General features: G+C 41.2%; 25 protein-coding genes and 1 other annotated feature. Of the genes, 24 read left to right on the forward strand and 1 reads right to left on the reverse strand.

Going from position 1 to position 26,906, the window contains the following annotated elements; all coding sequences use genetic code 11:
- The first annotated feature begins 374 nt into the window (after window positions 1–374).
- The 24 genes from spoIIGA to pyrE all read left to right on the forward strand — a co-directional run bounded on the left by spoIIGA (window position 375) and on the right by pyrE (window position 24,794).
- On the forward strand, window positions 375–1,310 hold the full coding sequence (gene spoIIGA, locus BMX30_RS05175) for a sigma-E processing peptidase SpoIIGA (RefSeq protein WP_090741863.1): 936 nt from the start codon (window positions 375–377) through the stop codon (window positions 1,308–1,310).
- A gap of 44 nt (window positions 1,311–1,354) precedes the next feature.
- Entirely contained in the window at window positions 1,355–2,074 is a 720-nt protein-coding gene (sigE, locus tag BMX30_RS05180) for an RNA polymerase sporulation sigma factor SigE (RefSeq protein ID WP_090741865.1), read from the forward strand.
- 152 nt (window positions 2,075–2,226) lie between these two features.
- On the forward strand, window positions 2,227–3,006 hold the full coding sequence (gene sigG, locus BMX30_RS05185; protein ID WP_090741867.1) for an RNA polymerase sporulation sigma factor SigG: 780 nt from the start codon (window positions 2,227–2,229) through the stop codon (window positions 3,004–3,006).
- 123 nt (window positions 3,007–3,129) lie between these two features.
- A complete protein-coding gene (locus BMX30_RS05190; protein WP_090741869.1) occupies window positions 3,130–3,399 on the forward strand; it encodes a YlmC/YmxH family sporulation protein in 270 nt (89 codons plus the stop codon).
- Between the two features lie 112 nt (window positions 3,400–3,511).
- Window positions 3,512–4,339, forward strand: a complete 828-nt coding sequence (gene pgeF, locus BMX30_RS05195; protein ID WP_090741871.1) for a peptidoglycan editing factor PgeF — start codon at window positions 3,512–3,514, stop codon at window positions 4,337–4,339.
- 1 nt (window position 4,340) lies between these two features.
- On the forward strand, window positions 4,341–5,027 hold the full coding sequence (locus BMX30_RS05200; protein ID WP_090741872.1) for a YggS family pyridoxal phosphate-dependent enzyme: 687 nt from the start codon (window positions 4,341–4,343) through the stop codon (window positions 5,025–5,027).
- Between the two features lie 3 nt (window positions 5,028–5,030).
- Entirely contained in the window at window positions 5,031–5,471 is a 441-nt protein-coding gene (locus BMX30_RS05205) for a cell division protein SepF (RefSeq protein ID WP_090741874.1), read from the forward strand.
- 6 nt (window positions 5,472–5,477) lie between these two features.
- Window positions 5,478–5,738: a YggT family protein gene (locus BMX30_RS05210; protein ID WP_090741875.1), complete on the forward strand. Its 261-nt coding sequence runs from the start codon at window positions 5,478–5,480 to the stop codon at window positions 5,736–5,738.
- A gap of 60 nt (window positions 5,739–5,798) precedes the next feature.
- Window positions 5,799–6,569 carry a YlmH family RNA-binding protein gene (locus tag BMX30_RS05215; protein WP_090741877.1) on the forward strand — a complete coding sequence of 257 codons (771 nt, stop codon included), beginning with the start codon at window positions 5,799–5,801 and terminating at the stop codon, window positions 6,567–6,569.
- A gap of 87 nt (window positions 6,570–6,656) precedes the next feature.
- Window positions 6,657–7,178: a DivIVA domain-containing protein gene (locus BMX30_RS05220; RefSeq protein ID WP_090741879.1), complete on the forward strand. Its 522-nt coding sequence runs from the start codon at window positions 6,657–6,659 to the stop codon at window positions 7,176–7,178.
- Between the two features lie 46 nt (window positions 7,179–7,224).
- Window positions 7,225–7,454 (forward strand) — a binding site (T-box leader).
- 365 nt (window positions 7,455–7,819) lie between these two features.
- Window positions 7,820–10,588, forward strand: a complete 2,769-nt coding sequence (ileS, locus tag BMX30_RS05225) for an isoleucine--tRNA ligase (protein ID WP_090741881.1) — start codon at window positions 7,820–7,822, stop codon at window positions 10,586–10,588.
- A gap of 496 nt (window positions 10,589–11,084) precedes the next feature.
- The gene (locus tag BMX30_RS05230) at window positions 11,085–11,369 is read left to right on the forward strand and encodes a hypothetical protein (protein ID WP_090741883.1); all 285 of its coding nucleotides are present in this window, start codon (window positions 11,085–11,087) and stop codon (window positions 11,367–11,369) included.
- Between the two features lie 86 nt (window positions 11,370–11,455).
- Window positions 11,456–11,944 (forward strand): signal peptidase II, encoded by a 489-nt coding sequence (gene lspA / locus BMX30_RS05235; protein ID WP_090741885.1) that lies wholly within the window; start codon window positions 11,456–11,458, stop codon window positions 11,942–11,944.
- Window positions 11,919–12,830, forward strand: coding sequence for an RluA family pseudouridine synthase (locus tag BMX30_RS05240; protein WP_090741886.1), 912 nt, complete (start codon window positions 11,919–11,921; stop codon window positions 12,828–12,830). Before lspA ends, BMX30_RS05240 begins: the two co-directional genes overlap by 26 nt.
- A gap of 207 nt (window positions 12,831–13,037) precedes the next feature.
- Complete coding sequence (pyrR, locus tag BMX30_RS05245; RefSeq protein ID WP_090741888.1) at window positions 13,038–13,580, forward strand: bifunctional pyr operon transcriptional regulator/uracil phosphoribosyltransferase PyrR; 543 nt, start codon at window positions 13,038–13,040, stop codon at window positions 13,578–13,580.
- A 227-nt stretch (window positions 13,581–13,807) separates the two neighbouring features.
- A complete protein-coding gene (locus tag BMX30_RS05250; protein WP_090741890.1) occupies window positions 13,808–15,097 on the forward strand; it encodes a uracil-xanthine permease family protein in 1,290 nt (429 codons plus the stop codon).
- Between the two features lie 176 nt (window positions 15,098–15,273).
- Window positions 15,274–16,212: an aspartate carbamoyltransferase catalytic subunit gene (locus tag BMX30_RS05255; RefSeq protein ID WP_090741892.1), complete on the forward strand. Its 939-nt coding sequence runs from the start codon at window positions 15,274–15,276 to the stop codon at window positions 16,210–16,212.
- Window positions 16,175–17,461 carry a dihydroorotase gene (locus BMX30_RS05260; protein WP_090741894.1) on the forward strand — a complete coding sequence of 429 codons (1,287 nt, stop codon included), beginning with the start codon at window positions 16,175–16,177 and terminating at the stop codon, window positions 17,459–17,461. The genes BMX30_RS05255 and BMX30_RS05260 overlap by 38 nt, the downstream gene beginning before the upstream one ends.
- Entirely contained in the window at window positions 17,458–18,555 is a 1,098-nt protein-coding gene (locus tag BMX30_RS05265; protein WP_139195379.1) for a carbamoyl phosphate synthase small subunit, read from the forward strand. Before BMX30_RS05260 ends, BMX30_RS05265 begins: the two co-directional genes overlap by 4 nt.
- Entirely contained in the window at window positions 18,542–21,754 is a 3,213-nt protein-coding gene (gene carB, locus BMX30_RS05270; protein ID WP_090741896.1) for a carbamoyl-phosphate synthase large subunit, read from the forward strand. The genes BMX30_RS05265 and carB overlap by 14 nt, the downstream gene beginning before the upstream one ends.
- On the forward strand, window positions 21,751–22,527 hold the full coding sequence (locus BMX30_RS05275; RefSeq protein ID WP_090741897.1) for a dihydroorotate dehydrogenase electron transfer subunit: 777 nt from the start codon (window positions 21,751–21,753) through the stop codon (window positions 22,525–22,527). Before carB ends, BMX30_RS05275 begins: the two co-directional genes overlap by 4 nt.
- Window positions 22,524–23,465 carry a dihydroorotate dehydrogenase gene (locus tag BMX30_RS05280; protein ID WP_090741899.1) on the forward strand — a complete coding sequence of 314 codons (942 nt, stop codon included), beginning with the start codon at window positions 22,524–22,526 and terminating at the stop codon, window positions 23,463–23,465. The genes BMX30_RS05275 and BMX30_RS05280 overlap by 4 nt, the downstream gene beginning before the upstream one ends.
- On the forward strand, window positions 23,437–24,153 hold the full coding sequence (gene pyrF, locus BMX30_RS05285) for an orotidine-5'-phosphate decarboxylase (protein ID WP_090741901.1): 717 nt from the start codon (window positions 23,437–23,439) through the stop codon (window positions 24,151–24,153). Before BMX30_RS05280 ends, pyrF begins: the two co-directional genes overlap by 29 nt.
- A complete protein-coding gene (pyrE, locus tag BMX30_RS05290) occupies window positions 24,150–24,794 on the forward strand; it encodes an orotate phosphoribosyltransferase (protein ID WP_090741903.1) in 645 nt (214 codons plus the stop codon). Before pyrF ends, pyrE begins: the two co-directional genes overlap by 4 nt.
- Before the next feature lie 372 nt (window positions 24,795–25,166).
- Here the strand turns inward: pyrE and BMX30_RS05295 are convergent, their stop codons facing one another.
- Window positions 25,167–26,885, reverse strand: a complete 1,719-nt coding sequence (locus BMX30_RS05295) for an Rqc2 family fibronectin-binding protein (RefSeq protein ID WP_090741905.1) — start codon at window positions 26,883–26,885, stop codon at window positions 25,167–25,169.
- Window positions 26,886–26,906: the final 21 nt, after the last annotated feature.

Raw genomic sequence — 26,906 nt, forward strand, 5'->3', positions numbered from 1 at the left:
AAATGAAGAGTAACTTTGAAAAACTGTCCCCAATGAGAGATGCCTAACTGCCATCCCCTGCATCTATTAACCAAGACTAATACTCCATAGAAATCACTAGCATTAAAGGCACTACCTAGTTAAACCAATCCCCAACTTTAATAGAAATCCCCAATAGTCTCTAGATAAAATGTGACAAATATCGGATAGAAAAGTGAAAATTTTCGATGGTTTGTATACAGAAAGTGACACACTTCATTAAGGAATGTACGTTATACTTTGTCGTAAGCATATAGTAGAAAGCTGAGGTAATGGCAATTAATCGTGCACAATGAACCAAGTCAAGGAGCTGAGGTTGGCAAAAGAATGTATGGGAGTTTAGGAGGGTAGGGACTTTGACTGTCTATCTTGATGTGATTTGGGCCTTGAATTTGTGTTTTGACTCCCTTCTTCTCTATTTAACGGCTGTGATATTAAAGCGAAGGGTGAAACCTTGGAGGGTGTTTTTAGGAGGACTAATAGGGTCACTATTAATTTTATTAACAATCACTCCGTTCGAGCATACGGGGCACCCAGTCGTAAAAATGGGCTTTTCAATTATGATGGTCCTAGCTGTTTTTGGGTTTAAACGGTTGCGGTTCTTCCTAAAAAGCTTAATGACGTTCTATATGATGACCTTTTTAATCGGTGGTGCCTTAATCGGTACCCATTATTTTATCCAGTTTGACCTAGATATGGCAACATCCGTTGCTATAGCAAATATTAAAGGGTTTGGGGATCCGATTAGTTGGTTATTTGTATTTTTAGGGTTTCCGCTGGCCTGGCATTTTTCAAAGCGAAACCTAGAAGGTATTGAGATAGCAAAGATTCAATACGACCAGATTGTCGACGTCAGTATTTCATTTAATGAAATAAAGTTAAACCTAAAAGGACTTGTGGATAGTGGCAACCAATTATATGATCCAATTTCTAGAAAGCCTGTCATGATTGTTTCATTGGAAGCATTGCCGCCTGAATTTCCAGATGAAATCAGGAGAGTAGCAGAGAACCCGGAGTTAATTATGACTGGAGAGGCAAGCCTTCCTGGTGAATATGAAAGTAGAATGAAAATTATCCCATATAAGGTAGTCGGACAAGAGCATCAATTGATTATTGCGATTAAACCAGATCTACTTAAGATTCATAGTAAGGGAGAAACCTTTGTCGTTGACAAGGCATTGGTTAGTTTTAACGCCCAGAAGCTATCCTCTGATGACAGCTTTGAGTGTATTGTTCACCCTAAAATGCTCTCGGGAACATCCACTCAGGAAACTGGTGTAATGGTAAGTTAATATTACTATACTCAAAAAAACAAAAATTAGAAGGAGGACAATTCATGAAAAGTTTACGGCTGCGCTTATCCTATTACTGGTATAAACTATTACACAAGCTAGGGCTAAAAACAGATGAAATATATTATATCGGCGGTAGTGAAGCCCTGCCTCCTCCTTTGAATAAAGAAGAAGAAGAGCTACTACTTAAAAAATTGCCAAATGGAGATAAAACGGCAAGATCAATTCTGATTGAAAGAAATTTAAGGCTAGTTGTTTATATTGCAAGGAAGTTTGAGAATACAGGAATCAACATTGAGGACCTCATTTCCATTGGTACAATTGGACTCATTAAGGCGGTTAACACATTTAATCCTGAAAAGAAAATCAAACTTGCTACATATGCTTCACGTTGTATCGAGAATGAAATCTTGATGTATTTAAGGCGGAATAATAAGATTCGTTCCGAGGTTTCATTCGACGAACCGCTTAATATTGATTGGGATGGAAATGAGTTGCTATTATCTGATGTTATGGGAACAGATGATGATATTATTACAAAAGACTTGGAGTCCAACGTAGATAAAAAGCTTTTGATTAAAGCTTTAGAGCAGCTATCAGACAGAGAAAAACAAATCATGGAGTTACGTTTTGGGCTTGGAAGGGATGAGGAAAAAACCCAAAAAGATGTAGCCGATATGTTAGGTATTTCACAATCCTATATTTCTCGACTTGAAAAAAGAATCATTAAACGGCTTCGAAAAGAATTTAATAAAATGGTGTAAAAATTTTTAGAGGATTAGAGTCAATGATGGCAATGGTTTCGAGCCTATATTTTCCTTTTTAGGAAGAGCTAGTCCAATTGTCATATGCATATTTTTCCTTCCTGCGGAGATACTGAATTTTGTACAGCAGCTCCTGTAAGGAGGGAAAAGGATTGACTCGAAACAAAGTAGAAATTTGCGGTGTGGATACTTCAAAATTGCCAGTTTTGAAAAACGAGGAAATGCGAGAGCTTTTCAAACAGATGCAAAGTGGTGAGTTAGCAGCAAGGGAGAAGCTAGTAAATGGAAACCTACGGCTAGTGTTGAGTGTCATACAGCGCTTTAACAACCGTGGAGAATTTGTAGACGATCTATTCCAGGTGGGCTGTATAGGACTTATGAAATCAATAGATAATTTTGATTTAGGCCAGAATGTTAAGTTTTCAACTTATGCTGTCCCAATGATCATTGGGGAAATCAGAAGGTACCTAAGGGATAATAACCCGATTCGAGTTTCACGCTCACTGCGCGATATCGCCTATAAAGCATTGCAGGTTAGAGAAAAGCTTATGAGCGAGAGATTAAGAGAACCAACTGCCGAAGAAATTTCTAAAGTACTTGATGTACCACATGAAGAAATCGTCTTCGCGTTGGACGCTATTCAAGATCCAGTGTCACTATTTGAACCCATCTATAATGACGGTGGAGACCCAATTTATGTGTTGGACCAACTTAGTGATGAGCGAAACAAAGATGTCAACTGGATTGAAGAAATTGCCCTTAAGGAAGGGATGCGTCGTTTGAATGAACGCGAAAAATTGATCTTGAGGAAGCGATTCTTCCAAGGGAAAACCCAGATGGAAGTTGCTGAAGAGATTGGTATTTCCCAAGCTCAAGTATCAAGGCTTGAAAAAGCGGCAATTAAACAAATGAATAAAAATATTCAAAACTAGTCTGGTTTTGGGTGAAAATTAAGCTGCCATATGGCGGCTTTTTATTTTGTTAGGGCAAAGCTAGTCATGAATGGCTTACCTACTCTCATATATTCTAATAAGTGAGGGTGGGGAGGAATATAGATGTTGAAAGTCTCGGAGTTTCAAATAAAAGATGTGGTAAACGTCTCAGATGGAAAACGGCTTGGAAATATAGATGATATTGAAATCAATTTAGATACGGGCAAAATAGAAGCGGTTATTGTTGGTGGGGCTGGCAGGGTCCTTGGTTTATTTGGAAAAGATGATGAAGTTGTCATTCCTTGGCAACATATTTTAAAAATTGGCGAGGATGTAGTTCTTGTTCGATACAAGGGGTTTGGCGATATTAAGGACGAAAATGAAAAGGAATAGAATATGATTTGCAAGCTGGATAGTGGTTTATGTAAACTAGTAGTAGCTTTATTAAAAAATAGTTCTGTAGGATATCGATTTTTCACTTAATAAAAGTAGATTGAGGTACGCAATGGAGCCTTTTGTTATAAAAGAAAAAGAGTATTTAGAAATTGAATCATGGATGAAGGAGAATCCAGGGTTGTTAGCTGGATTCTCTACGAAGAACGGGGGAATTAGCCGAGGAGCAATCTCAGGGTTAAACTTCGGATTCCATGTTGGGGATGACCCTTTATCTGTGTGTAGGAATCGCGAACTCCTTGCAACACAAACGGGGTTCCCTTTAGGCGATTGGGTAGGTGCGGAGCAAACACATGAAAACAAAATTAAAAAGATAACGAGGGCGGACCAGGGAAAAGGCTCTGATCGGTATGAAACCTCATTTCTAGGCACTGACGGTTTCTTTACTGATGAAAAAGGGGTATTATTGACGTTATGTTTTGCAGACTGTGTGCCCCTTTATTTTCTCGATAAAAATAAGGGGTTTATTGGTCTGGCTCATGCCGGGTGGAAAGGAAGCGTTAGCGGGATTGCGAAGGAGATGGTATCCGTTTTTGTTCAAAATGGGAGTAATCCTGCGACGATTTCTGCCAAAATTGGTCCCTCTATATGCAAAAAATGTTATATTGTAGATAACAGAGTTATCACTTTCGTACAAAAAATACTAGAAGGTGTCGAAAAAAAACCATATAATCAAGTTAACAATGATCAGTATTCACTTGATTTAAAAGAATTGAACAAACAAATTCTTTTAAGTGCCGGGTTACGAGAAGAAAATATCTCTCAAACCAACTATTGTACGAGTTGTCATGGTGAACACTTTTATTCACATCGAAGGGACCAAGGGAATACTGGACGAATGATTGCTTTTATTGGTTGGAAGGAGGATCTTCATCCATAAAATGAATGTCAAAGAAAAGCTTAGTAAGATTCATTCAAACATTGCAGAGGCCTGTCAGAATGTAGGTCGTAATCCAGAAGAGATAAACATTATTGCTGTCACAAAATATGTCAGTGTCGAAAGGGCCTCTGAAGCGATTGATGCAGGAATCGTTCATCTGGGTGAAAATCGAGATGAAGGATTGCTACAAAAGTGGGAAGTGTTAGGGGACAAGCCAACATGGCATTATATTGGGACTCTGCAAACACGTAAGGTGAAAAATATCATTGATAAAATTAGTTATCTCCACTCTTTGGACAGGTTGTCTTTGGCTAAGGAAATAGACAAGCGAGCCAGCGGAGTCGTAAAATGCTTTGTCCAAGTGAATGTTTCCGGAGAAGAAACGAAGCACGGACTTGAACCTGATTCCGTTCTTACATTTATTGAAGAGCTAAAGCCGTTTCAACACATTCAGGTTGAGGGGTTAATGACAATGGCACCTTATACCGATAATGAGGCTCAGCTACGTAATTGTTTTCAAACATTAAAAAAGCTACAACTGGAAATACAGAATTTGAATCTAGCCTATGCGCCATGTAGCGAGCTTTCAATGGGAATGTCGAATGATTACCAAATTGCAATTGAGGAAGGAGCTACCATGGTGAGAATAGGCACCGCACTGGTGGGTGAGGAATCGGAGGTGGAGTAGAAAATGAGTCTAAAGTCAAAAATCAAGACATTTTTCTTTCTTGAAGATGAATATGACTATAAAGAAGAGGATAACATCGAAGAAGAAGCCGAGCCTGTTAAACAAGCAAAACAGCAGCCCCAGCAGAAACAAAATGTAGTAAGTCTTCAAAGTGTTCAAAAAGCTTCAAAGGTCATATTAATGGAACCCAGGGTCTATGCTGAGGCCCAAGAGATTGCCGATCACTTAAAAAATCGGCGTGCTGTTGTGGTAAATCTGCAGCGCATTGAACAAGATCAAGCGAGAAGAATCGTTGATTTCTTAAGTGGGACTGTGTATGCCATTAGTGGTGACATTCAAAAGATTGGGGCAAATATAATTTTGTGTACGCCGGATAATGTGGAAGTTTCAGGGAATATATCTGAACTGATGCAGGAACGGGATTTACAAGAATCGAGGTGGTAGATTTTAATGGATTTTCTTCTAGGGATTTTACTTCAATTAGTCCAACTATATCAATGGGCGTTAATTATTTATATTTTTATGTCATGGTTTCCGAACGCGCGTGAATCAGCAATCGGGCAATTTCTTTCACGTATTTGTGAACCATATCTTGAGCCATTCCGGAAATTTATTCCGCCACTTGGCATGATTGATATTTCTCCAATTGTTGCTTTCTTAGTCTTACGCTTTGCGGCATCAGGACTTCAACAACTTTTCATGTGGTTCTAATTGAATTGACGAGTAAAGGGTCTCTTGTAGGCCCTTTTTGTATTAAAGGAGAATAGTACAATGAACATCTACCAGCATTTCCGTCCGGAAGAACGAGATTTTATTGATCAAGCGCTTGGATGGCGTGATTATGTCGAGCAAACTTATGCACCAAAGTTAACGGATTTTCTCGACCCACGAGAACAGCAGATTGTTAAAACGATAATCGGAACAAGGGATGTAAAGTATAGCTTATTCGGTGGCTATGAATCAGCAGAGCGACAAAGAGCGTTGCTATACCCCGAGTATTTTGAAGCTAGCCATGAGGAATTTCAGATAAGCTTATTTGAACTAGAGTATGCGAAAAAGTTCATATCGATTGAGCATCGGCAAGTTCTAGGGAGCCTCATGTCTTTAGGCTTAAAGCGTGGAAAATTTGGAGATATTGTATTAAAGGGCGATCAGGTACAGTTCTTTGCAGCAGCAGAAGTTTCTGACTATGTACGTCTTCAGCTTGATAGTATTGGGAGAGCTGGGATTACTTTAAAAGAAATTCCACTACAGAACGCTATTCAACCGGAAGTAAGTTGGCGCGAAGTTTCAACAACGGCCTCGTCACTACGGTTAGATACAATCATGTCAGCTGTTTATAATATATCAAGGCAAAAATCCCAAACCTATATTCAGCAGGGAACCGTTAAGGTGAATTGGACAACCATTGAAAATACGGCTTTTGAATGTGGAGAAGGGGATATTCTTTCCGTTCGCGGGCTAGGGCGCGCGAAGATTGTGACAATTGAAGGAAAAACCAAAAAAGATAAATGGCGAGTTATTGCCGGACGACAAAAATAAAGATATAGTAGAAATTAGCAGGATTTTTTGTTTTCCTGTCGAATTATCCTCAATACATAATGTCTATACAAAATAGGAGGTGGCGTCATGCCTTTAACGCCGTTAGATATACACAATAAAGAGTTTACTAAAGGGTTTCGAGGTTATGATGAGGATGAAGTAAATGAATTCCTCGATCAAGTCATTAAAGATTATGAAATGATTATACGTGAGAAAAAGGAACTTGAAGAAAGACTAAATGATATGAACTCCCGTCTGGGCCACTTCACTACTATTGAGGAAACGTTGAATAAATCAATTGTCATAGCTCAAGGAGCTGGAGAAGAAGTGAAACGAAACGCCCAAAAAGAAGCAAAGTTGATTATTAGAGAAGCAGAAAAAAATGCTGATCGAATCGTCAATGAGTCCCTATCGAAGGCGCGGAAAATTGCCATAGAAATTGAAGAGCTGAAAAAACAATCCAAGGTTTTTAGAAATCGGTTTAAAATGCTAATTGAAGCCCAACTAGATATGCTGTCAAATGATGATTGGGACCATTTGCTTGAATATGAATTAGATTCCACTGAATTAAAATCAGCTACCAAGGAAGAAGAAGATTCACTAGCTTGACGCTCTTATAGTAATTATCATATAATTTCATAAAAGTACATTACATGATGAAACCATGACAGGGACAGTACGATTTTTTCTAATGCTTATTAAAAGCGAATGGGGATGGTGAAAGCCCATAGTAAGCGAAAAATCGGAAGATCACCCTTTAGTTCCGAGCTGAACGTCTTTTAACGACTATTAAGTGTAGGCGAGTCATTCACGTTAAGAATGCTTAAGTGGACATTTATATGTCTTAACTAGGGTGGTACCACGGGAAACCTTCTCGTCCCTTTCCAGGGATGGGGAGGTTTTTTTATTTGGTTGTTTTCTAAAAGATTATTGCGGTTCATTGTCTCTATGAATAAGAACTTTGGATGAACCGGTTGATTGGAGCGGAAGGCGCTTGACTCCTCGAAAATGAAAGTACGCATTTTCTCGTGCGTGGGCGTAATCGAGGGAGCCATTCAGTGTCCTGCGGGAGCAGCGGGACAGGTGAGACCCCGCAGGAGCGAAGCGACGAGGAGGCTCAGCGCCCGCCCCGCGGAAAGCAAGCGCCTGGAGCGGAAATCAACCTCTCATGGTTCAATAGCAACAAAGTTTACGAAAACAGCCTTTTATCTTGTCAGATTGAATCATGATATTTCGTAGGAGGAAAAGAAATGGATTTTAAAGATACATTATTGATGCCAAAGACAGAATTCCCAATGCGCGGGAATTTGCCTAAGCGCGAACCGGACCTTCAGTCTAAATGGGAGGAAATGAACATTTACGAAAAGGTTCAAAAGCGTACAGAAGGTCGACCACATTATATTTTGCATGATGGACCTCCATATGCAAATGGCGATATTCATATTGGTCATGCTTTAAACAAAATTTTAAAAGATATGATTGTTCGTTATAAGTCAATGAGTGGTTATTCTTCCCCTTATGTTCCTGGATGGGATACGCATGGTCTTCCAATTGAGCAGGCTTTAACGAACAAAGGGGTAAAAAGAAAGGAAATGACGATTGCTGAATTTCGTAAGCTCTGTGAAGAGTATGCGTATGAGCAAATTGAGAGCCAACGCTCACAATTCAAACGTCTCGGTGTTCGTGGCGATTGGGAAAACCCTTATATCACTCTAAAGCCAGCCTATGAAGCACAACAAATTAAGGTTTTCGGTGAGATGGCGAAAAAAGGATATATCTACAAAGGGTTAAAACCAGTTTACTGGTCTCCATCAAGTGAATCTGCATTGGCGGAAGCGGAAATTGAATACCAGGATAAACGTTCCCCTTCAATCTACGTTGGGTTTAAAGTGAAACAAGGCAATGGCGTTCTAACCGATGATGTTGAAATTGTCATCTGGACGACGACTCCATGGACGATCCCTGCTAATCTCGGTATTTCTGTACACCCGGAACTAACTTATGTAGTTGTCGCGGTTGATGACAAGAAATATCTAATTGCTGAAGCATTACTTGAATCCGTATCAAAAGAGATTGAGTGGGAGAATCCTTCCATCGTTCAAAAAGTACAAGGGAAAGAATTAGAAAATATTTTAGCAGAGCATCCGCTATATGGTCGGGACTCCCTGGTGATGTTGGGTGAGCACGTAACGACTGATGCTGGTACGGGTTGTGTCCATACAGCACCTGGTCATGGGGAAGATGACTTTATCATTGGGCAAAAATATGGCCTTGATGTGTTAAGTCCGGTTGATGATAAAGGTTGTATGACAGCTGAAGCTGAAGGGTTTGAAGGGTTATTTTATGACGAAGCCAATAAGCCAATTACTGAAAAACTTCAGGAAGCAGGCAAATTACTTAAGCTTTCGTTCATGACTCACTCCTACCCACATGACTGGAGAACGAAAAAGCCAGTTATTTTCAGAGCAACAGCGCAATGGTTTGCGTCAATCAAAGATTTCCGTGGTGATTTGCTTCAGGCAATCAATGATACTAAATTTGTTCCGGCCTGGGGTGAAACTAGACTCTACAATATGGTCCGTGACCGTGGGGACTGGTGTATTTCTAGACAGCGTGCTTGGGGTGTTCCAATCCCGGTATTCTACGCTGAAAATGGCGAACCAATTATCACAGATGAAACCATTGACCATGTTTCAGACTTATTTAGAGAGCATGGGTCTAATATCTGGTTTGAGCGTGAAGCACAAGAATTGCTTCCTGAAGGTTTCACACATCCTAAGAGCCCGAACGGTCAGTTCACTAAGGAAACGGACATCATGGACGTTTGGTTTGACTCTGGTTCATCGCATCAGGCAGTTTTACTTGAGCGTGATGATTTAGAACGCCCAGCTGACCTTTATCTTGAAGGTTCTGATCAATACCGTGGATGGTTTAACTCATCGTTATCAACAGGAGTGGCTGTGACTGGAAAAGCACCGTATAAAGGAATTTTAAGTCATGGGTTTGTTCTTGATGGGGACGGCCGAAAAATGAGTAAATCACTGGGTAATGTTGTTGTCCCAGCGAAAGTAATGAACCAGCTTGGAGCAGATATCCTTAGACTATGGGTAGCTTCTGTTGATTATCAAGCAGATGTGCGTGTATCAGATCCGATTCTAAAACAGGTTGCTGAAGTGTATCGCAAAATCCGTAATACATTCAGATTCTTACTTGGAAACTTATCTGATTTTAATCCACAAACAGATGCAGTCCCATTTGAAAAATTGCGTGAAGTTGATCAGTTTATGCTTGTAAGATTAAACAAATTAATCAAAAATAGTCATTCTGCTTATGATAATTATGAGTTCGCTAGTGTGTATCATGCAGTTAATAACTTCTGTACGCTTGAACTAAGCTCGTTCTATCTTGATTTTGCTAAGGATATCTTATATATCGAAGCGGCAGATCATGCCGATCGTCGTGCCATTCAGACGGTTCTTCATGAAAGCTTGCTTGCGCTTGTTAAATTGGTGGCACCAATCCTTCCACATACAGCAGATGAGGTATGGTCGTTCATTCCTTCTGTTCAAGAGGAAAGTGTTCAATTAACGGATATGCCTGAGGCAAAAGAGATTTCTAATGGAAAGGAACTCGAAACGAAGTGGAATTCTTTCCTAAAGCTTCGTGACGATGTTCTAAAAGCACTTGAGGAAGCTAGAAATCAAAAAGTGATTGGAAAGTCATTGACTGCAAAAGTAACACTTTACGTAAATGAAAAGACGAAAGAACTTCTGAATTTAATTGAAGAAGATCTTGCTCAGTTATTTATCGTCTCAAGTTTTGAAGTAGCTGGCAATTATGACGCAGCCCCAGAAAACGCAATTAAGCTTGACCAAGCGGCGATTGTCGTTACAAAAGCGGAAGGTGAAACTTGTGAACGTTGCTGGGTCGTTACACCTGAAGTTGGGAAAGTAGAAGAATACCCAACAATCTGCCCACGATGTGCGAGTGTTGTTAAGAATCTTTCAGCAAAAGAGTAATTCCGCTACTGCATGAGATTTTTAAAAAAAGTTTGACGTGAATCAAATACTGATTCACGTCTTTTTTTTAGTTTGGAGTTGTCCTCCATATGTAGATGAGGGGAAATCCAGCCCCCGAAACGCAGAAACTTTCGTAATTTGGTTGGTGAATTTGAAATGGGGATGAAACTAATCGCTAATTTATTACTCCTGGCTAATGAAGATTAAAACGAGTCGTAATCCTGAGTCGGATGAATCTGTTAAAGAACACTGATGCAATTCAAATTGCATATATGATTTGTTTTTACCATAAAATAACGTTTGGTGATTTGGACATTAAGAATCACGTTTACTGATTAACGACTTATTATGTATGGAGAAACGATTTTTGCGGTACACTTTTACATTTAAATATTTCCTACTCCGACAATTCTTGTACTGCTTGTCAAATGTTTATCCGAGTTAACGGAATAGAACGGGTAATAATAGCTGTAAACAGGAACGGAGGCAGTGATATATGAAGCGATATCATTTTATCTATGAAGAGCTCCGTCGTACTAAGGAGGAACTGCTTAATCGTATACAGATGGCAGAGCAAAACAGTCCAATCCTTCTCTATATCAAAGCGGAGCTTGATGATGTGGAACGAGCGTTAGCGAAGATAGAAGCCGGAGATTTTGGCAGATGTGAGATGTCAGGTGAACTGTTGCCAGATGGATTGCTTGGAATGGTTCCAACAGCCAGGACAGAGGAAGATCTGAAACTGATGGAGGCTTACCTCCGTAAGCCGCTCTACTCGTAGTGTGATAAAGCCAAAGTATTGCTGTCGTTTTTTGATGCGTTATGCTAAAATGCAAAAGTAATCCATTTGATTTGGAGGTTACTTTTGTGTTTTATTACATAATTGCCTTAATAACCATTTTGGTGGACCAGCTGACAAAATGGTGGGTTGTGAAATACATGGAGCTGGGTGAAAGTATTAAAGTAATCGAGAACTTTCTTTATATTACATCCCATCGCAATCGTGGTGCAGCATGGGGAATTCTTCAAGGGCAAATGTGGTTTTTCTATATCATCACAGTCATTGTAATGATAGCCCTAGTTTATTTTATCCAAAAAGAAGTAAAAGGAAATAAGTTTCTTGGTGTTTCCTTAGGGCTAATGTTAGGTGGCGCCGCTGGGAACTTTATTGATCGTGTATTCCGAAAAGAAGTGGTTGATTTCGCAAACACGTATATTTTCGGGTATGATTTCCCAATCTTTAATGTCGCAGATTCAGCTCTAGTTATCGGAGTAGGGCTAATTATGGTACAAATGATTAGGGAAGAGAGAGAGGCGAAAAAAAACGCAAATGGAAAAAGTGGAAATAGTAATTGAAGAAAACAGCGTAGGCGATCGGATTGATAAAGCCATTTCAACACTCAATGGTGAATGGTCTCGTAGCCAGGTTCAGCAATGGATGAAAGATGGACAAGTTTTGGTTAACGGTAGGTCTGTCAAGGCCAACTATAAATGTGTTTTAAACGATGTCATCGCAATTGAAATTCCAGAGCCGGAAGCACTAGATGTTATTCCTGAAGAAATGGACTTGGAAATTTTTTATGAAGACGCAGATGTTTTAGTTGTCAATAAACCTAAAGGAATGGTCGTCCATCCTGCTCCGGGACATCTAACAGGAACCCTGGTAAATGGGTTAATGGCCCATTGTAAGGATTTATCTGGGATTAACGGTGTATTAAGACCAGGGATTGTCCATCGAATTGATAAGGATACATCAGGGTTGTTAATGGTTGCTAAAAACGACCTAGCTCATGAGAGCCTTGTAAACCAACTTGTGGCCAAAACCGTTAATCGGAAATATAAAGCAATTGTTCATGGGATTATTCCACATGATTATGGAACGATTGAAGCTCCATTAGGACGAGACCAGAAGGACCGTCAAAGCATGGCAGTGGTGGACAATGGCAAACATGCAGTCACTCATTTTAATGTTTTAGAACGCTACAAGGACTTTACTTTTGTTGAGTGTAAACTTGAGACGGGAAGAACGCATCAAATTCGTGTTCATATGAAATATATTGGGTATCCGCTTGTAGGAGATCCAAAATACGGTCCAAGAAAAACCCTAGATCTTGGAGGCCAAGCGCTTCATGCAGGTATCCTTGGATTTGAACACCCAAGGACAGGGCAATACTTGGAGTTTGAAGCACCTCTTCCAACCTATTTTGAACAGTTACTTGAGGATTTTAGAAATAATCGTTGACAACAAGGTAAGGATAGAATAAGATTGCTTTAGTTGAATAAGAACCTTTAAAACAGTCCCGTGAGGCTGAGAAGGAAACGGACCGTGAGCTAGGCTCTTAACTGAACCTACTTACATTTTGATGGTATTCGTCTATCCTCTCACCTTATAGGTGAGAGGATTTTTCGTTTTAACCGTTTCTTAACAAGGTTGAAAGGATGAAAGGAATTGACACAAAAAGCAGTTGTACTTGATGAACAAGCCATTCGAAGAGCACTAACGAGAATTGCTCATGAGATTATCGAGAAAAACAAAGGAATTGAGGGCTGTATTCTAGTAGGAATTCGCACGCGAGGAATTTATTTAGCTAGCCGCCTAGCTGAGCGAATTCAACAAATCGAAGGCAAAGAGATTGCAGTAGGTGAGCTAGATATCACGCTTTACCGTGATGATTTGTCGAAGAAAACAGCCGATCAAGAGCCTTTAGTAAAGGGCTCAGATATTCCTTATGATATTTCAAACCAAAAAGTGATTTTGGTAGATGATGTTCTTTATACGGGGAGAACTGTCAGAGCAGCCTTGGATGCATTAGTGGACATTGGCCGACCATCCGCTGTTCAATTAGCCGTACTTGTTGATCGCGGACATCGTGAACTGCCAGTGAAAGCAGACTATGTTGGGAAAAACATACCAACCTCAAGCTCGGAAAAGATTGTTGTCCAGCTAACAGAAGTAGACAAACAAGATCAAGTAAGTATTTACGAAAAGTAAACTTTTTAGCGAACCCGTTGATTGAAGCGAGCATCCTGGAGCGGAAATCAACCTCCCGTTCTCAATAACAACTAGGTTTGCGAAAACATCCAATAAAATAGATACCTTTTAAAGAAAGTCCAGAGAGGCTTTTAAGGGGAATAGTAAAAGCATTTTTACACTTTCCTTAGCCCTCTTTGTCTAAATTCAAAGAGGGCCTTTTAATACACTTAGGAGATGTGACAACTATGACGAGACCAATCTTGGATATTAACGAAAAACCAACGACACCACAATGGATAACATTAAGCTTTCAACATATGTTCGCCATGTTTGGAGCAACGATATTAGTACCTAAATTAGTAGGGTTAAGTCCTTCGATTGCCTTGTTAACCAGTGGAATTGCAACCATCATTTTTCTCTTGATCACACAGTTTAAAGTGCCGGCCTATTTAGGATCATCATTTGCCTTTATTGCCCCGATAATAATTGCCTCAAATGGCGGCGAGAATCCGGGGAATGCTATGATTGGAGCACTCGCAGTCGGGGTAACGTACGGAATTGTCTCCCTGATTATCTGGAAAGCAGGATATAAGTGGCTAATGCGTCTTTTGCCACCAATTGTTGTAGCACCTGTAATCATGGTCATCGGTTTAGGGTTAGCAGGTACGGCCGTAGACATGGCGATGAATGTTGAAGGTGAATATAATTTCTTGCATTTCTCTGCAGCGTTAGTTACCTTATTTTCAGCCATAATCTTTAATGTTTATTTTAAAAATATTTTAAGTGCGATGCCGGTGCTATTAGGATTGATTGTTGGCTATATCTACTCAAGTATTATTGGGATCGTAGACTTTACCGCGGTAAGAGAAGCGTCTTGGTTTGCAATGCCAGAATTCTTAATTCCAGGAATACATTATGAATTTAACATTACCTCAACCATCATACTTGCGATGGTGCCAATCGTTTTCGTAACAATTTCTGAGCATATTGGTCACCAATTAGTTTTAGGAAAAATTGTTAACCGCAATTATATTAAAGACCCAGGCCTGCACCGATCCATTGTCGCGGACGGTTTAGGTACATTTGTCAGTGCACTTGTTGGTGGACCGCCAAAAACAACTTATGGTGAAAACATCGGCGTACTAGCGATTACACGAGTATATTCCGTTTATGTCATCTTAGGAGCAGCAGTCATTGCGATTCTATTCTCCTTCATCGGCAAGGCAATGGCATTAATTCAAACTATCCCAACAGCTGTACTTGGCGGAATCTCCATCCTCTTATTCGGGATTATTGCCTCAAGTGGATTGCGGATGTTGGTTGATCAAAAAATTGATTTTGGCAATAACAGAAACCTGGTTATTTCATCCGTCATCTTGGTCATCGGGATTGGTGGTGCAGCACTAGAAATCACAGAAGCATTTGCACTTGAAGGAATGGCTCTTGCTGCGATTATTGGAGTAATTTTAAATCTTGTTTTACCAGGAAGAGACAAGTTAACTGAAGAGGATTTTGAAGAACAACCTACAGCTTAATAAACGATCACCTTTTAATTAAGTCCGAGAGATTTAAAAGGGTGGAAAATGAGTTAGCTCTATTTAACTGTAAAAGAGGGAGTCTTTTACATGGCTAACAATACTTTTATACACCCTGACCTTGTTCAGGGTGTTTTTTTATAGAAATGATCAATTGAACCAAAGGGGGCTTTAACATGAAACATTTGTTAACGACTGCAGAGTTATCCGTTGAGGAAATGAATGACATCTTGGAAGAGGCACAAAAATTTGCCGAAGGTGGTTCATGGCAGCCAAAGAAACAAACGTTTGTAGCCAATCTATTCTTCGAATCAAGTACACGAACCAAATCTAGTTTTTACATGGCAGAAAGAAAGCTTGGCTTGGATGTCATCCCCTTTGAAACCAGTACATCCAGTGTCCAAAAAGGAGAAACACTTTATGACACAGTACGAACACTAGAGTCGATTGGGCTTGACGCTGTAGTCATCCGTCATCAAGATGATCAATATTTTGATGAATTGGTCGGGAAAATTAACATTCCCATCCTAAATGCCGGGGATGGATGTGGGAATCACCCAACACAATCTCTTTTGGACTTATTTACGATAAAAAGCGAATTTGGAGGTTTTAGTGGACTGAAGGTTGCCATCATTGGTGATTTAAGACATAGCAGAGTAGCAAGGTCAAATGCAGATGCATTAAAAAGACTTGGAGCGGAAGTGGTCTTTTCAGGGCCGGAAGAGTGGTTTGATGAAGATTTGTTGAAGTACGGACTCTATGAGGAAGTCGATGAAGCGATGCAAACAGCGGATGTCGTGATGTTGTTACGTATCCAGCATGAACGTCATGGAGTTGGTGCAACTAATTCTCCTGAACAATATCACCGGGAGTATGGCTTGACCATCGAAAGAGAACGAAGGATGAAGCGAGGAAGCATTATTATGCATCCAGCTCCAGTCAATCGTGGTGTTGAAATTGCTGATTGTTTAGTCGAATGCGAGCGCTCGCGAATCTTTAAACAAATGGAAAACGGAGTTTATGCTCGAATGGCTGTATTAACAAGAGCACTTGAAAATATCAGAGGGGGTAATAAATATGTCATTGCTAATCAAAAATGGCCAGTTGCTTACTGAATCAGGTGAATTAACAAAGGTAGATGTTTTTATAGAGAATGGAAAAATCAGTGAAATCGGAACAGGTTTAGAGATAGAAGCGGAAGAAATTATCGATGCGGACGGCCAGTTACTTGCTCCAGGTTTTGTCGATCTTCACGTTCACCTTCGAGAGCCGGGCGGGGAGAAAAAAGAAACAATCGCTACTGGAACGATGGCTGCAGCAAAAGGTGGTTTCACAACGGTTGCTGCGATGCCGAATACTAGACCGGTACCTGATTCAAAAGAACAGCTTGAGAAAATTCAGGAGCGAATCAATGAGACAGCAGCAATAAGAGTCCTACCTTATGCTTCGATCACAATTAGAGAACTTGGCCAGGAGTTAACAGATTTTGCTGGACTGAAAGAAGCAGGGGCGTTTGCTTTCACTGATGATGGTGTTGGTATCCAGGAAGCTGGAATGATGCTGAAAGCGATGAAAACAGCAGCTGCTCTAAACATGTCGATTGTGGCTCACTGTGAAGATAATAGTTTAATTAATAAGGGTTCACTTCATGAAGGAAAGAAATCAGCTGAATTATGGCTAAATGGAATCCCTTCCGCATGTGAAGCCGTACATATTGCGCGAGATGTGCTGCTTGCTGAGGCTGCCGACTGTCACTATCATGTTTGCCATATAAGTACGAAAGAGTCGGTTCGTACGGTTAGAGACGCGAAGCGAAATGGAATTAAAGTGACAGCGGAAGTAACGCCACATCATTTATTACTTAACGAAGAACATATCCCAGGAAATGACGCCAATTTTAAAATGAACCCTCCTTTAAGAAGTAGAGAAGACCATGAAGCATTAATCGAGGGACTTCTTGATGGAACGATTGATTTTATCGCAACCGATCATGCACCGCATACAAGGGAAGAAAAAGCAGAAGGCTTCGAATTAGCCCCATTTGGAATCGTTGGACTTGAGACGGCATTTCCGCTTTTATATACAGAATTAGTAGAAAAAGATGTCCTTACTTTAAAACAATTGATTGACTTTTTAACGGTTAAGCCAGCAGAGACTTTCAACTTACCTTACGGAAAAATCGCTGTAGGTGCACCTGCTGATCTTGTTTTATTAGATTTAGAACAGGAAGAACAAATTGATCCGGAAACGTTTTTATCAAAAGGAAAAAATACTCCGTTCGCAGGGTGGAATTGTAAAGGCTGGCCAGTGATGACAATCGTAGACGGTAAAGTGGTTTGGAATAAAGGGAGGGTAACAGCATGAAAAGACAATTAATTCTAGAAGATGGAACGATTTTTAAGGGAAATGGATTTGGAAGTGAAACAGGTGTGATTGGAGAAGTTGTGTTTAACACCGGGATGACGGGCTATCAGGAAATTCTTTCAGATCCTTCCTATTGTGGGCAAATCGTTACTCTTACTTACCCACTTGTCGGAAACTACGGAATCAACCGTGATGACTTTGAGTCGATTACGCCTGCGTTTTCTGCTTTTGTTGTCAAAGAAGTCGCTGATTTCCCTTCGAACTGGCGGAGCAAATGGAGCCTTGATGAGTATTTAAAAATGAAAAACATCCCTGGAATCGCAGGTGTCGATACGAGAAAATTAACGAAAATTATCCGTCAACATGGAACGCTAAAAGGGGCTATCTGCAGTGTCGATGAGAATCCTTTAGAGATTATGGAGAGAATGAGGGCAACCAAGTTGCGCAGCGATCAAGTAAAGCAAGTTTCAACTAAAAGCGCCTATGCTAGCCCAGGTCGTGGAAATCGGATTGTGCTAGTCGATTTTGGAATGAAGCATGGAATTCTTCGGGAATTGAATGAGCGCAATTGCGATGTGATTGTGGTTCCTTATCATACAACAGCAGAAGAAATCCTTGCGTTATGTCCAGATGGAATCATGCTTTCAAATGGACCTGGAGATCCAAAGGATGTTCCAGAAGCGATTGAAATGATTAGGGGCATTTTAGGGAAGGTTCCAATGTTTGGAATTTGTCTAGGACACCAACTGTTCGCATTAGCTTGTGGTGCAGATACGGCCAAGATGAAGTTTGGACACCGGGGTTCAAACCATCCGGTCAAGGACCTCAAGACTGGAAAAGTAGCAATAACTTCGCAAAATCACGGTTATACAGTTGAAGAGGATTCAATCAGCGGAACGGAGCTTGAAGTAACTCATGTGGCCTTAAATGACCAAACCATAGAAGGACTTGCACATAAAACAGCGTCCGCCTTTACGGTTCAGTATCATCCTGAGGCATCACCCGGCCCTGAAGATGCGAATCCATTGTTTGACGAGTTTATTAGTTTAGTAGAAAAAGCGAAACAGGGGGATGCAAACTATGCCAAAGCGTAAAGACGTCAAAAGTATTCTAGTCATCGGGTCAGGTCCAATCATCATTGGGCAGGCTGCAGAATTTGATTATGCAGGTACGCAGGCCTGCATCGCCCTTCGTGAAGAAGGTTATAAAGTGATCCTTGTTAACTCTAACCCAGCTACAATCATGACGGATACCGAAATGGCAGATGTTGTCTACATTGAGCCAATCACTCTTGAATTTGTTAGCCGAATCATTCGTAAGGAACGTCCAGATGCACTGTTGCCAACACTAGGTGGTCAAACTGGTCTAAATATGGCGGTCGAACTTGCGAATTCAGGAATTTTAGAAGAATGCGGCGTTGAAATTCTTGGCACAAAGCTTGATGCTATTGAAAAAGCGGAAGACCGTGAGCTTTTCAGAAATCTAATGAATGAATTAGGGCAGCCAGTTCCAGAAAGTGATATTATCCACACACTTGATGAGGCATACAAGTTTGTTGAGCAGATTGGCTACCCAGTCATCGTCCGTCCAGCTTATACACTTGGCGGAACGGGCGGTGGAATTTGTAGCAATGAAGAGGAACTAATTGAAATCGTTACAAGTGGATTGAAATACAGTCCTGTTTCACAATGCTTACTTGAAAAAAGCATTGCTGGCTTTAAAGAGATTGAATATGAGGTCATGCGCGATAGCAATGATAACGCAATTGTCGTTTGTAATATGGAAAATTTCGACCCAGTCGGAATTCATACAGGGGACTCAATTGTTGTCGCACCAAGCCAGACGCTAAGCGACCGTGAATACCAATTGCTTCGAAATGCATCCCTAAAAATCATCAGGGCCTTAAAAATTGAGGGTGGCTGTAATGTTCAACTTGCACTTGATCCAGATAGCTTTAATTACTATGTGATCGAAGTGAATCCAAGGGTAAGCCGTTCCTCCGCACTAGCTTCAAAGGCGACCGGCTATCCAATTGCCAAATTAGCTGCGAAAATTGCAGTCGGACTTACACTTGATGAAATGATCAATCCAGTGACAGGTAGTTCCTATGCTTGTTTCGAGCCAGCTCTTGATTATATCGTGACAAAGATTCCGCGTTGGCCATTTGACAAGTTTGAATCCGCCAACCGTAAGCTTGGTACGCAGATGAAGGCAACTGGGGAAGTAATGGCGATTGGTCGGACGCTTGAAGAATCACTATTAAAAGCCATTCGTTCGCTAGAAGCTGGAATCTATCACTTTGAGTTAAAGGACAGTGCCAATTTTGATGATGCCATCATTGAAAAAAGGATTCGAAAAGCTGGAGATGAGCGCTTATTTTACATTAGTGAAGCCCTTCGTCGTGGCGTAACAATCGAAGCCATTCATGAATGGAGTAAAATTGACTTCTGGTTCCTTCATAAATTACAAAAGTTAATTCAGTTTGAGGAACAATTAAAGAACGCTGCTTTCGATGGAGAATTAGGAAGAAAAGCGAAGGAATTAGGATTCTCAGATAAAGCTCTTGCTAAGTTATGGAAGTCAAATGAAAAAGCGGTCTATCTATGGAGAAAAAAAGCAGGGATCATTCCAGTCTTCAAAATGGTTGACACTTGTGCAGCAGAATTTGAATCAAATACACCTTACTTCTATAGCACGTATGAGGAAGAAAATGAATCAATCAAGACAGACCGTGAGAGCGTGGTTGTCCTTGGTTCGGGCCCCATCCGAATTGGTCAAGGGGTTGAGTTTGACTACGCTACTGTGCACTGTGTAAAAGCAATTAAAGAGGCTGGGTATGAAGCGATTATCATCAATAATAACCCAGAAACCGTGTCGACGGATTTCAGTATCTCCGATAAGCTCTACTTTGAACCATTAACAGTTGAAGATGTAATGAGTATTATTGATTTGGAACAACCAAAAGGGGTTGTCGTTCAGTTTGGTGGACAGACTGCAATCAACCTTGCGGATGGTCTATCAGACTTAGGGGTTCAGATATTAGGAACATCACTTGAGGCGGTCGATCGTGCTGAAAACCGTGACAAATTTGAACAGGCAATGCTAGAACTAGATATTCCACAGCCTTTGGGGAGAACAGCGATGAGTGTCGAGCAGGCCGTTGCGATTGCCACAGAAATTGGCTACCCGGTCCTTGTCCGTCCATCATATGTTCTTGGTGGTCGCGCGATGGAGATTGTCTATAAAGAAGATGAACTTCTTCACTATATGGAAAATGCGGTAAAGGTAAATCCAGAGCACCCAGTACTGGTTGACCGTTATTTGACAGGAAAAGAAATCGAAGTCGATGCAATCTGTGATGGAGAAACAGTTGTGATTCCGGGAATTATGGAACATATCGAACGTGCGGGAGTACACTCTGGTGATTCGATCGCGGTATACCCGCCACAAAGCTTAACAAATGAAGTGAAGGCGAAATTAGTTGAATATACACAGAGGCTGGCAAAAGGATTGAATATAGTTGGACTGTTAAACATCCAGTTCGTTGTTTCAAAAGGAGAGGTATTTGTCCTTGAAGTGAATCCACGATCAAGCCGAACGGTTCCATTTTTGAGTAAAATTACTCATGTTCCAATGGCAAGTATTGCAACAAAAGTAATATTAGGACACTCGCTTCATGAACAAGGTTATGAATCTGGACTTGTCCCTGAGAAAGACGGAGTGTATGTAAAAGTTCCTGTTTTCTCTTTTGAAAAATTAAGAAGGGTAGATATTACACTCGGACCTGAAATGAAATCAACAGGAGAAGTAATGGGTAAAGATATCACGCTCGAAAAGGCACTTTATAAAGGGATGATAGCAGCTGGGATGAAATTTAAAGAGCATGGAAATGTTCTGTTAACGGTTGCCGATAAAGATAAGGAAGAAGCTTTAACTCTCGCGAAACGATTCGCTGATATTGGTTATCAGCTTGTAGCCACTAGTGGTACGGCAAGTTATCTTGAAGCTGCAGGAGTGAAGGTGAAGACCGTCGGGAAAATTGGTTCGGAAGGTCCGAATTTGATTGATCAGATTCGTGGAGGGAAAGCCCAGCTTGTTATTAATACCCTTACAAGGGGCAAGCAGCCTGCACGTGATGGCTTTAAAATCCGTCGCGAATCCGTAGAAAATGGTGTCCCATGTCTAACTTCTCTTGATACAGCTGAAGCGATTTTAAGAGTGCTTGAATCAATGACTTTCTCAGCTGGAGCAATGATTCAACCGGCTTCTCGCAAAGAGGGTGTCTTAGTATGAGGAAAGAATTATGTGAAGTAGTCAGCAATCTCTGCATTGCTGACTCTATCTATGAATTGACATTGTCCGGGGCAATGGTCAATGAAATGAATGAACCAGGTCAATTTGTTCATGTAAAAGTGTCAAATGGCCTTGATCCAATGCTGCGACGCCCAATCTCGATTGCATCAATTAACAAGGACGAAGGAAAATTCACGATTATCTATCGTAAGCAGGGGCGGGGAACCTCCATCCTTGCTGAAAAAAAACAGGGTGAGATGGTCGATATTTTAGGACCACTTGGCAATGGTTTTCCTGTTGAAGAGGCTGCTCCTAGGGAAACCGCTATTCTTGTCGGCGGAGGTATCGGAGTGCCGCCACTTTACGAATTAGCAAAACAGCTTGTCAATAAGGGGGTACAGGTGATTAATATCCTGGGCTTCCAAAATGAGAGTGCTGTTTTCTATGAGTCGAAGTTTGCTAAGTTAGGTGAAACATATATTGCGACGGTAGACGGGGCTTATGGAACAAAAGGGTTTGTGACGGATGTGATTACCGAGAAAAGTATCAATGGTGATATCCTCTATTCTTGCGGTCCAACACCGATGTTAAGAGCTCTTGAAACAGCTGGATATGCTCCTAAAGTCTATTTGTCACTAGAGGAAAGAATGGGCTGCGGGATTGGCGCTTGCTTTGCTTGCGTATGCCATGTGAAAGATGATCCAAGTGGTTATGCTTATAAAAAAGTTTGCAGCGACGGACCGGTATTCCGCGCGGGGGAGGTGGCAATATGAGTTCATTATCAATAGAGCTACCTGGTTTATCATTGAAAAACCCAGTTATGCCTGCTTCAGGCTGCTTTGGATTCGGAAAAGAATATAGTCAGTTATTCGATTTAAATGTTCTTGGCTCGATGATGGTAAAAGCGACCACGCCAGAGCCGCGTTTTGGGAATTCAACTCCAAGGGTAGCAGAAACGCCGGGTGGGATGCTGAATGCGATTGGCTTGCAAAATCCTGGCCTAGAAAAGGTTGTTATGGAAGAACTTCCTTGGCTTGAGAAGTTTGATGTCCCAATCATTGCTAATGTAGCAGGGTCGACTGAGGAAGATTATATCCGGGTTGCTGAACGAATCTCAAAAGTACCGAATGTTCATGCACTTGAATTGAACATTTCTTGTCCAAATGTCAAGACCGGTGGGATTGCCTTTGGAACAGATCCAGAAATGGCCAAGGAGTTAACGAAAAAAGTAAAAGCGGTCTCTGAGGTTCCGGTATACGTGAAGCTATCTCCTAATGTGACCGATATTGTTAAAATTGCGAAAGCGGTCGAAGCTGGTGGTGCCGACGGGTTAACGATGATTAACACTCTCGTTGGAATGAGAATTGACCTCCATTCGGCGAAGCCAATTCTGTCTAATCGGACAGGGGGGCTTTCTGGTGCAGCTATCAAACCGGTGGCTTTACGGATGATTTACGAGGTAAGTCAACAGGTTAGGCTTCCGATTATCGGCATGGGCGGAATCCAATCAGCTGAGGACGTAATCGAATTCTTCTATGCTGGAGCAAGTGCGGTGGCCGTTGGCACACAGAACTTTGTCGATCCTTTTGTTTGTCCAACCATTATTGAAGAGCTTCCGGAACTTTTGACGAAGTTGGGAATTAGTCATATTTCTGAGTGTACAGGAAGGAGCTGGGGGAAGCATGAACAACTCGCTTATCATCGCGCTTGATTTTCCTGAAAAGCGGAAGGTTGAAGAGTTCCTACAGGAATTTGGGGACGAAAAATTATTTTTAAAAGTAGGCATGGAATTGTTTTATGCTGAGGGTCCGGATATGGTTCGGTACTTAAAAGATAAAGGACATGACGTTTTTCTAGATATGAAGCTTCATGACATTCCGAATACGGTAAAGGGTGGAATGAAGAATCTGGCGAGACTCGGTGCGGATATGGTCAATGTCCACGCAGCTGGTGGCCGTGAAATGATGGAAGCGGCGCTTGAAGGGCTCGACGCTGGAGTGAGTGCAGGTGCCGAACGGCCTTATTGTATTGCTGTTACTCAATTGACTAGTACATCGGAAGAGCAGATGAAGCGTGAGCAGCTTATTTCTGTACCGCTTCAAGACTCGGTTATTCATTATGCAAAGGTTGCACGTACTGCTGGATTAGATGGTGTGGTTTGTTCAGCCTATGAGGCAGGGATAATCCGTTCTGAACTTGGATTGGACTTCTTAACGGTTGCCCCGGGAATTCGCCCAAGCGGGAATGTTGTTGGGGACCAAAAGCGTGTAGCAACGCCAAAGTTTGCCAAGGACAAAGGATGTTCAGCAATTGTTGTTGGGAGGCCAATTACGAAAGCAGAAAATCCTCTTGAAAGCTATTTAGCGATTAAAAATGAATGGGAAGGTGTATTGTTGTGAAAAAACAAATTGCAGGTAGACTACTAGATATTCAAGCGGTTTCGTTAAAACCGAATGATCCTTTTACATGGTCATCAGGATTGAGGTCGCCGATTTATTGTGATAATCGCCTTACTCTTTCCTATCCAAAGATTCGCAAGGAGATAGCTCAGGGGTTACAGGAATTGATTTTGACACACTTTCCTGAAGCGGAGATGGTGGCTGGAACAGCAACTGCCGGGATTCCTCATGCGGCTTGGGTAAGTGATCTTCTTGAGTCACCGATGTGCTATGTTCGCTCAAAGGCCAAAGGTCATGGAAAAGGCAATCAAATCGAAGGTGCGGTTTTACCGGGTCAAAAGGTTGTGGTTGTTGAAGATTTAATTTCAACAGGCGGAAGCGTGATTAGTGCTGTAGAGGCGTTAAGAGAAGCTGGGTGTGAAGTTCTTGGTGCGGTTGCTATTTTTACTTACGAGCTTGAGAAGGGGAAAGAACTGCTTCGTGAGGCGGGAGTGGAGGTTTATTCGTTAACGGATTTCACAACTCTGTCTGAGGTTGCCTGTGATCGTGAGGAAATTAGTTCTAGTGATCTTGAGAAACTTGCTGAGTGGCGGAAGGATCCGGCTGAGTGGGGAGTAACATTAATTAAAAAAGAAGCTTGATAAGGAAATGATTTTTGCGCCATGAGATGGAGGTTCATGGCGGTTTTTTGATGGCTCAGATAAAACTGCACCAAGAGAGGTTGTTGGCGTAATTTTAGGGGGACTACGAGAAAAAACTGCACCAAGAAAGGCTGTTGGCGTAATTTTAGGGGGACTACGAGAAAAAACTGCACCAAGAAAGGCTGTTGGTGTAATTTTCAGGCAAACACCAGAAAAAACTGCACCAAGAGAGGTTGTTGACGTATTTTTTTAGGAAAACGCAGAAAAAACTAATCCAAGCGAGGACACAAGTACTGGTTATACTAATCGGATTATCAAAAAAAAGCGTGGAACCTAATCACAAAGGATTAAGCACTCCACGCTTTGTAAAACTCAGTTCTTCCCCTCTTTTAACGCCAAGACCGCATCCTCGTTTGGAGTCACATAAACCGTTTGCTGCTGATCATAGATGACAAAGCCTGGCTTGGCGCCAGCTGGCTTTTTAACATGACGTACCTTTGTGAAATCGACAGGTACAGAGCTTGAATTACGAGCTTTGCTAAAATACGCTGCGAGTCCCGCTGCTTCGAGTATCGTTTGCTTGGAAGGCTCCTTGCTTCGAATAACCACATGGGATCCAGGGATATCCTTTGTATGGAACCAGATATCATCCCTAGCTGCTGCTTTATTGGTTAGATAATCATTTTGTTTGTTGTTCTTGCCGACAAGAATTTCCGTCCCATCTGACGAGGTGTAGCGTTCTAAGACGACTTTAACTACCTGTTTCTTTTTATTTCCGCGTTTTTGCCTCTGCCTGATGTAGCCGCCTTCAACTAATTCATCTCGTATTTCCTGAATATCCTTTGGAGAGGCTGCTTCAATTTGCTGATGAAGTCCTTCGAAATAAGTAACCTCTTCGCGAGCGTGTTGAATTTGTTCTTCAACAATAATCAACGCGTTTTTCGCTTTTTGATAGCGAGTAAAATACTTTTGTGCATTTTCAGAAGGCGATTTCCTAGTATCCAACGGGATGGTTATGCTAGCGCCGTCTTCAGAATAGTAATTCACTACACTAATTTCCTTCATCCCTTTTTCGACAGCATATAAATTAGCTGTTAATAACTCTCCATAGAGCTGGTATTTATCAGCGTTTTTTGCTTCGACTAACGTGCGTTCCAACTTTTTAATTTTTTTCTCGTTCTTATCTTTTTCATTTAAAATCAGTCGTTCTAGGTCATTGGCTTGTTGTTTGACCCGATCCCGTTCCGCTTTACCGAAATAGTAGCGGTCCAGTAATTCTCCAGTTGCCTCAAAGGACTTTACCTCTCCGTCCAAGTGCTCAAGCTGAGTGAAAGAGAAATACTCTTTCACTTTAGCCGAGATAATGGATGGTTGATAACGATGATCTTTCAGCTCAGTCATAAGCGACAAAAAGGCTTTTGGAAGTGTTACTCGGTTTGCCAACCCGGCCCGGTAAACGATTTCCTTTGCTACCAGTGGGGAAAGACCAGCAAAACTCTGAACAAGCTGTTTATCTAAAAGACCAGCATTGAAATCGATACTGCGCAAAACCCCTTGCTCATCTACCTCAAATGGATTTTGTTTTTCCTGCGCTGGGGGCATGATGTATTCTTGTCCAGGCTGGATGGCACGATGAGTATTTACGGCAAATGAGACATGTTTGATGCTGTCAAGAATCATATTCCGTCCTTTATCAACAAGAACAATATTGCTGTGTCGACCCATGATTTCAACAATCAGTTGTTTGTACGATAGGTCCCCAATTTCATTTCGACCTTTTACCTCAAAAATAATGATTCTGTCGAGGCCGACTTGATGAATATCCTCAATAATATACCCTTCGAGATGCTTTCGAAGCAGCATGCAAAACATCGGTGGTTCACTTGGGTTTTCATATTGTTCATTGGTTAATTGTACTCTGGCATGGTTTGGATGGGCTGAGAGTAGGAGTTTGTGATTGACGCTGCCTGCTCTGATGACCATCAGTATTTCATTTTTATATGGTTGGTGTATTTTATTTACCCGACCACCTTTTAATTTCGTGGTGAGTTCATTGGTTACCGCTCGTGTGAATAGTCCGTCAAATGACATTGCAAAACATCCTTTTCATTT

The organism is Mesobacillus persicus, assembly GCF_900109925.1.
GTDB classification, from domain to species: Bacteria; Bacillota; Bacilli; order Bacillales; family Cytobacillaceae; genus Mesobacillus_B; species Mesobacillus_B persicus.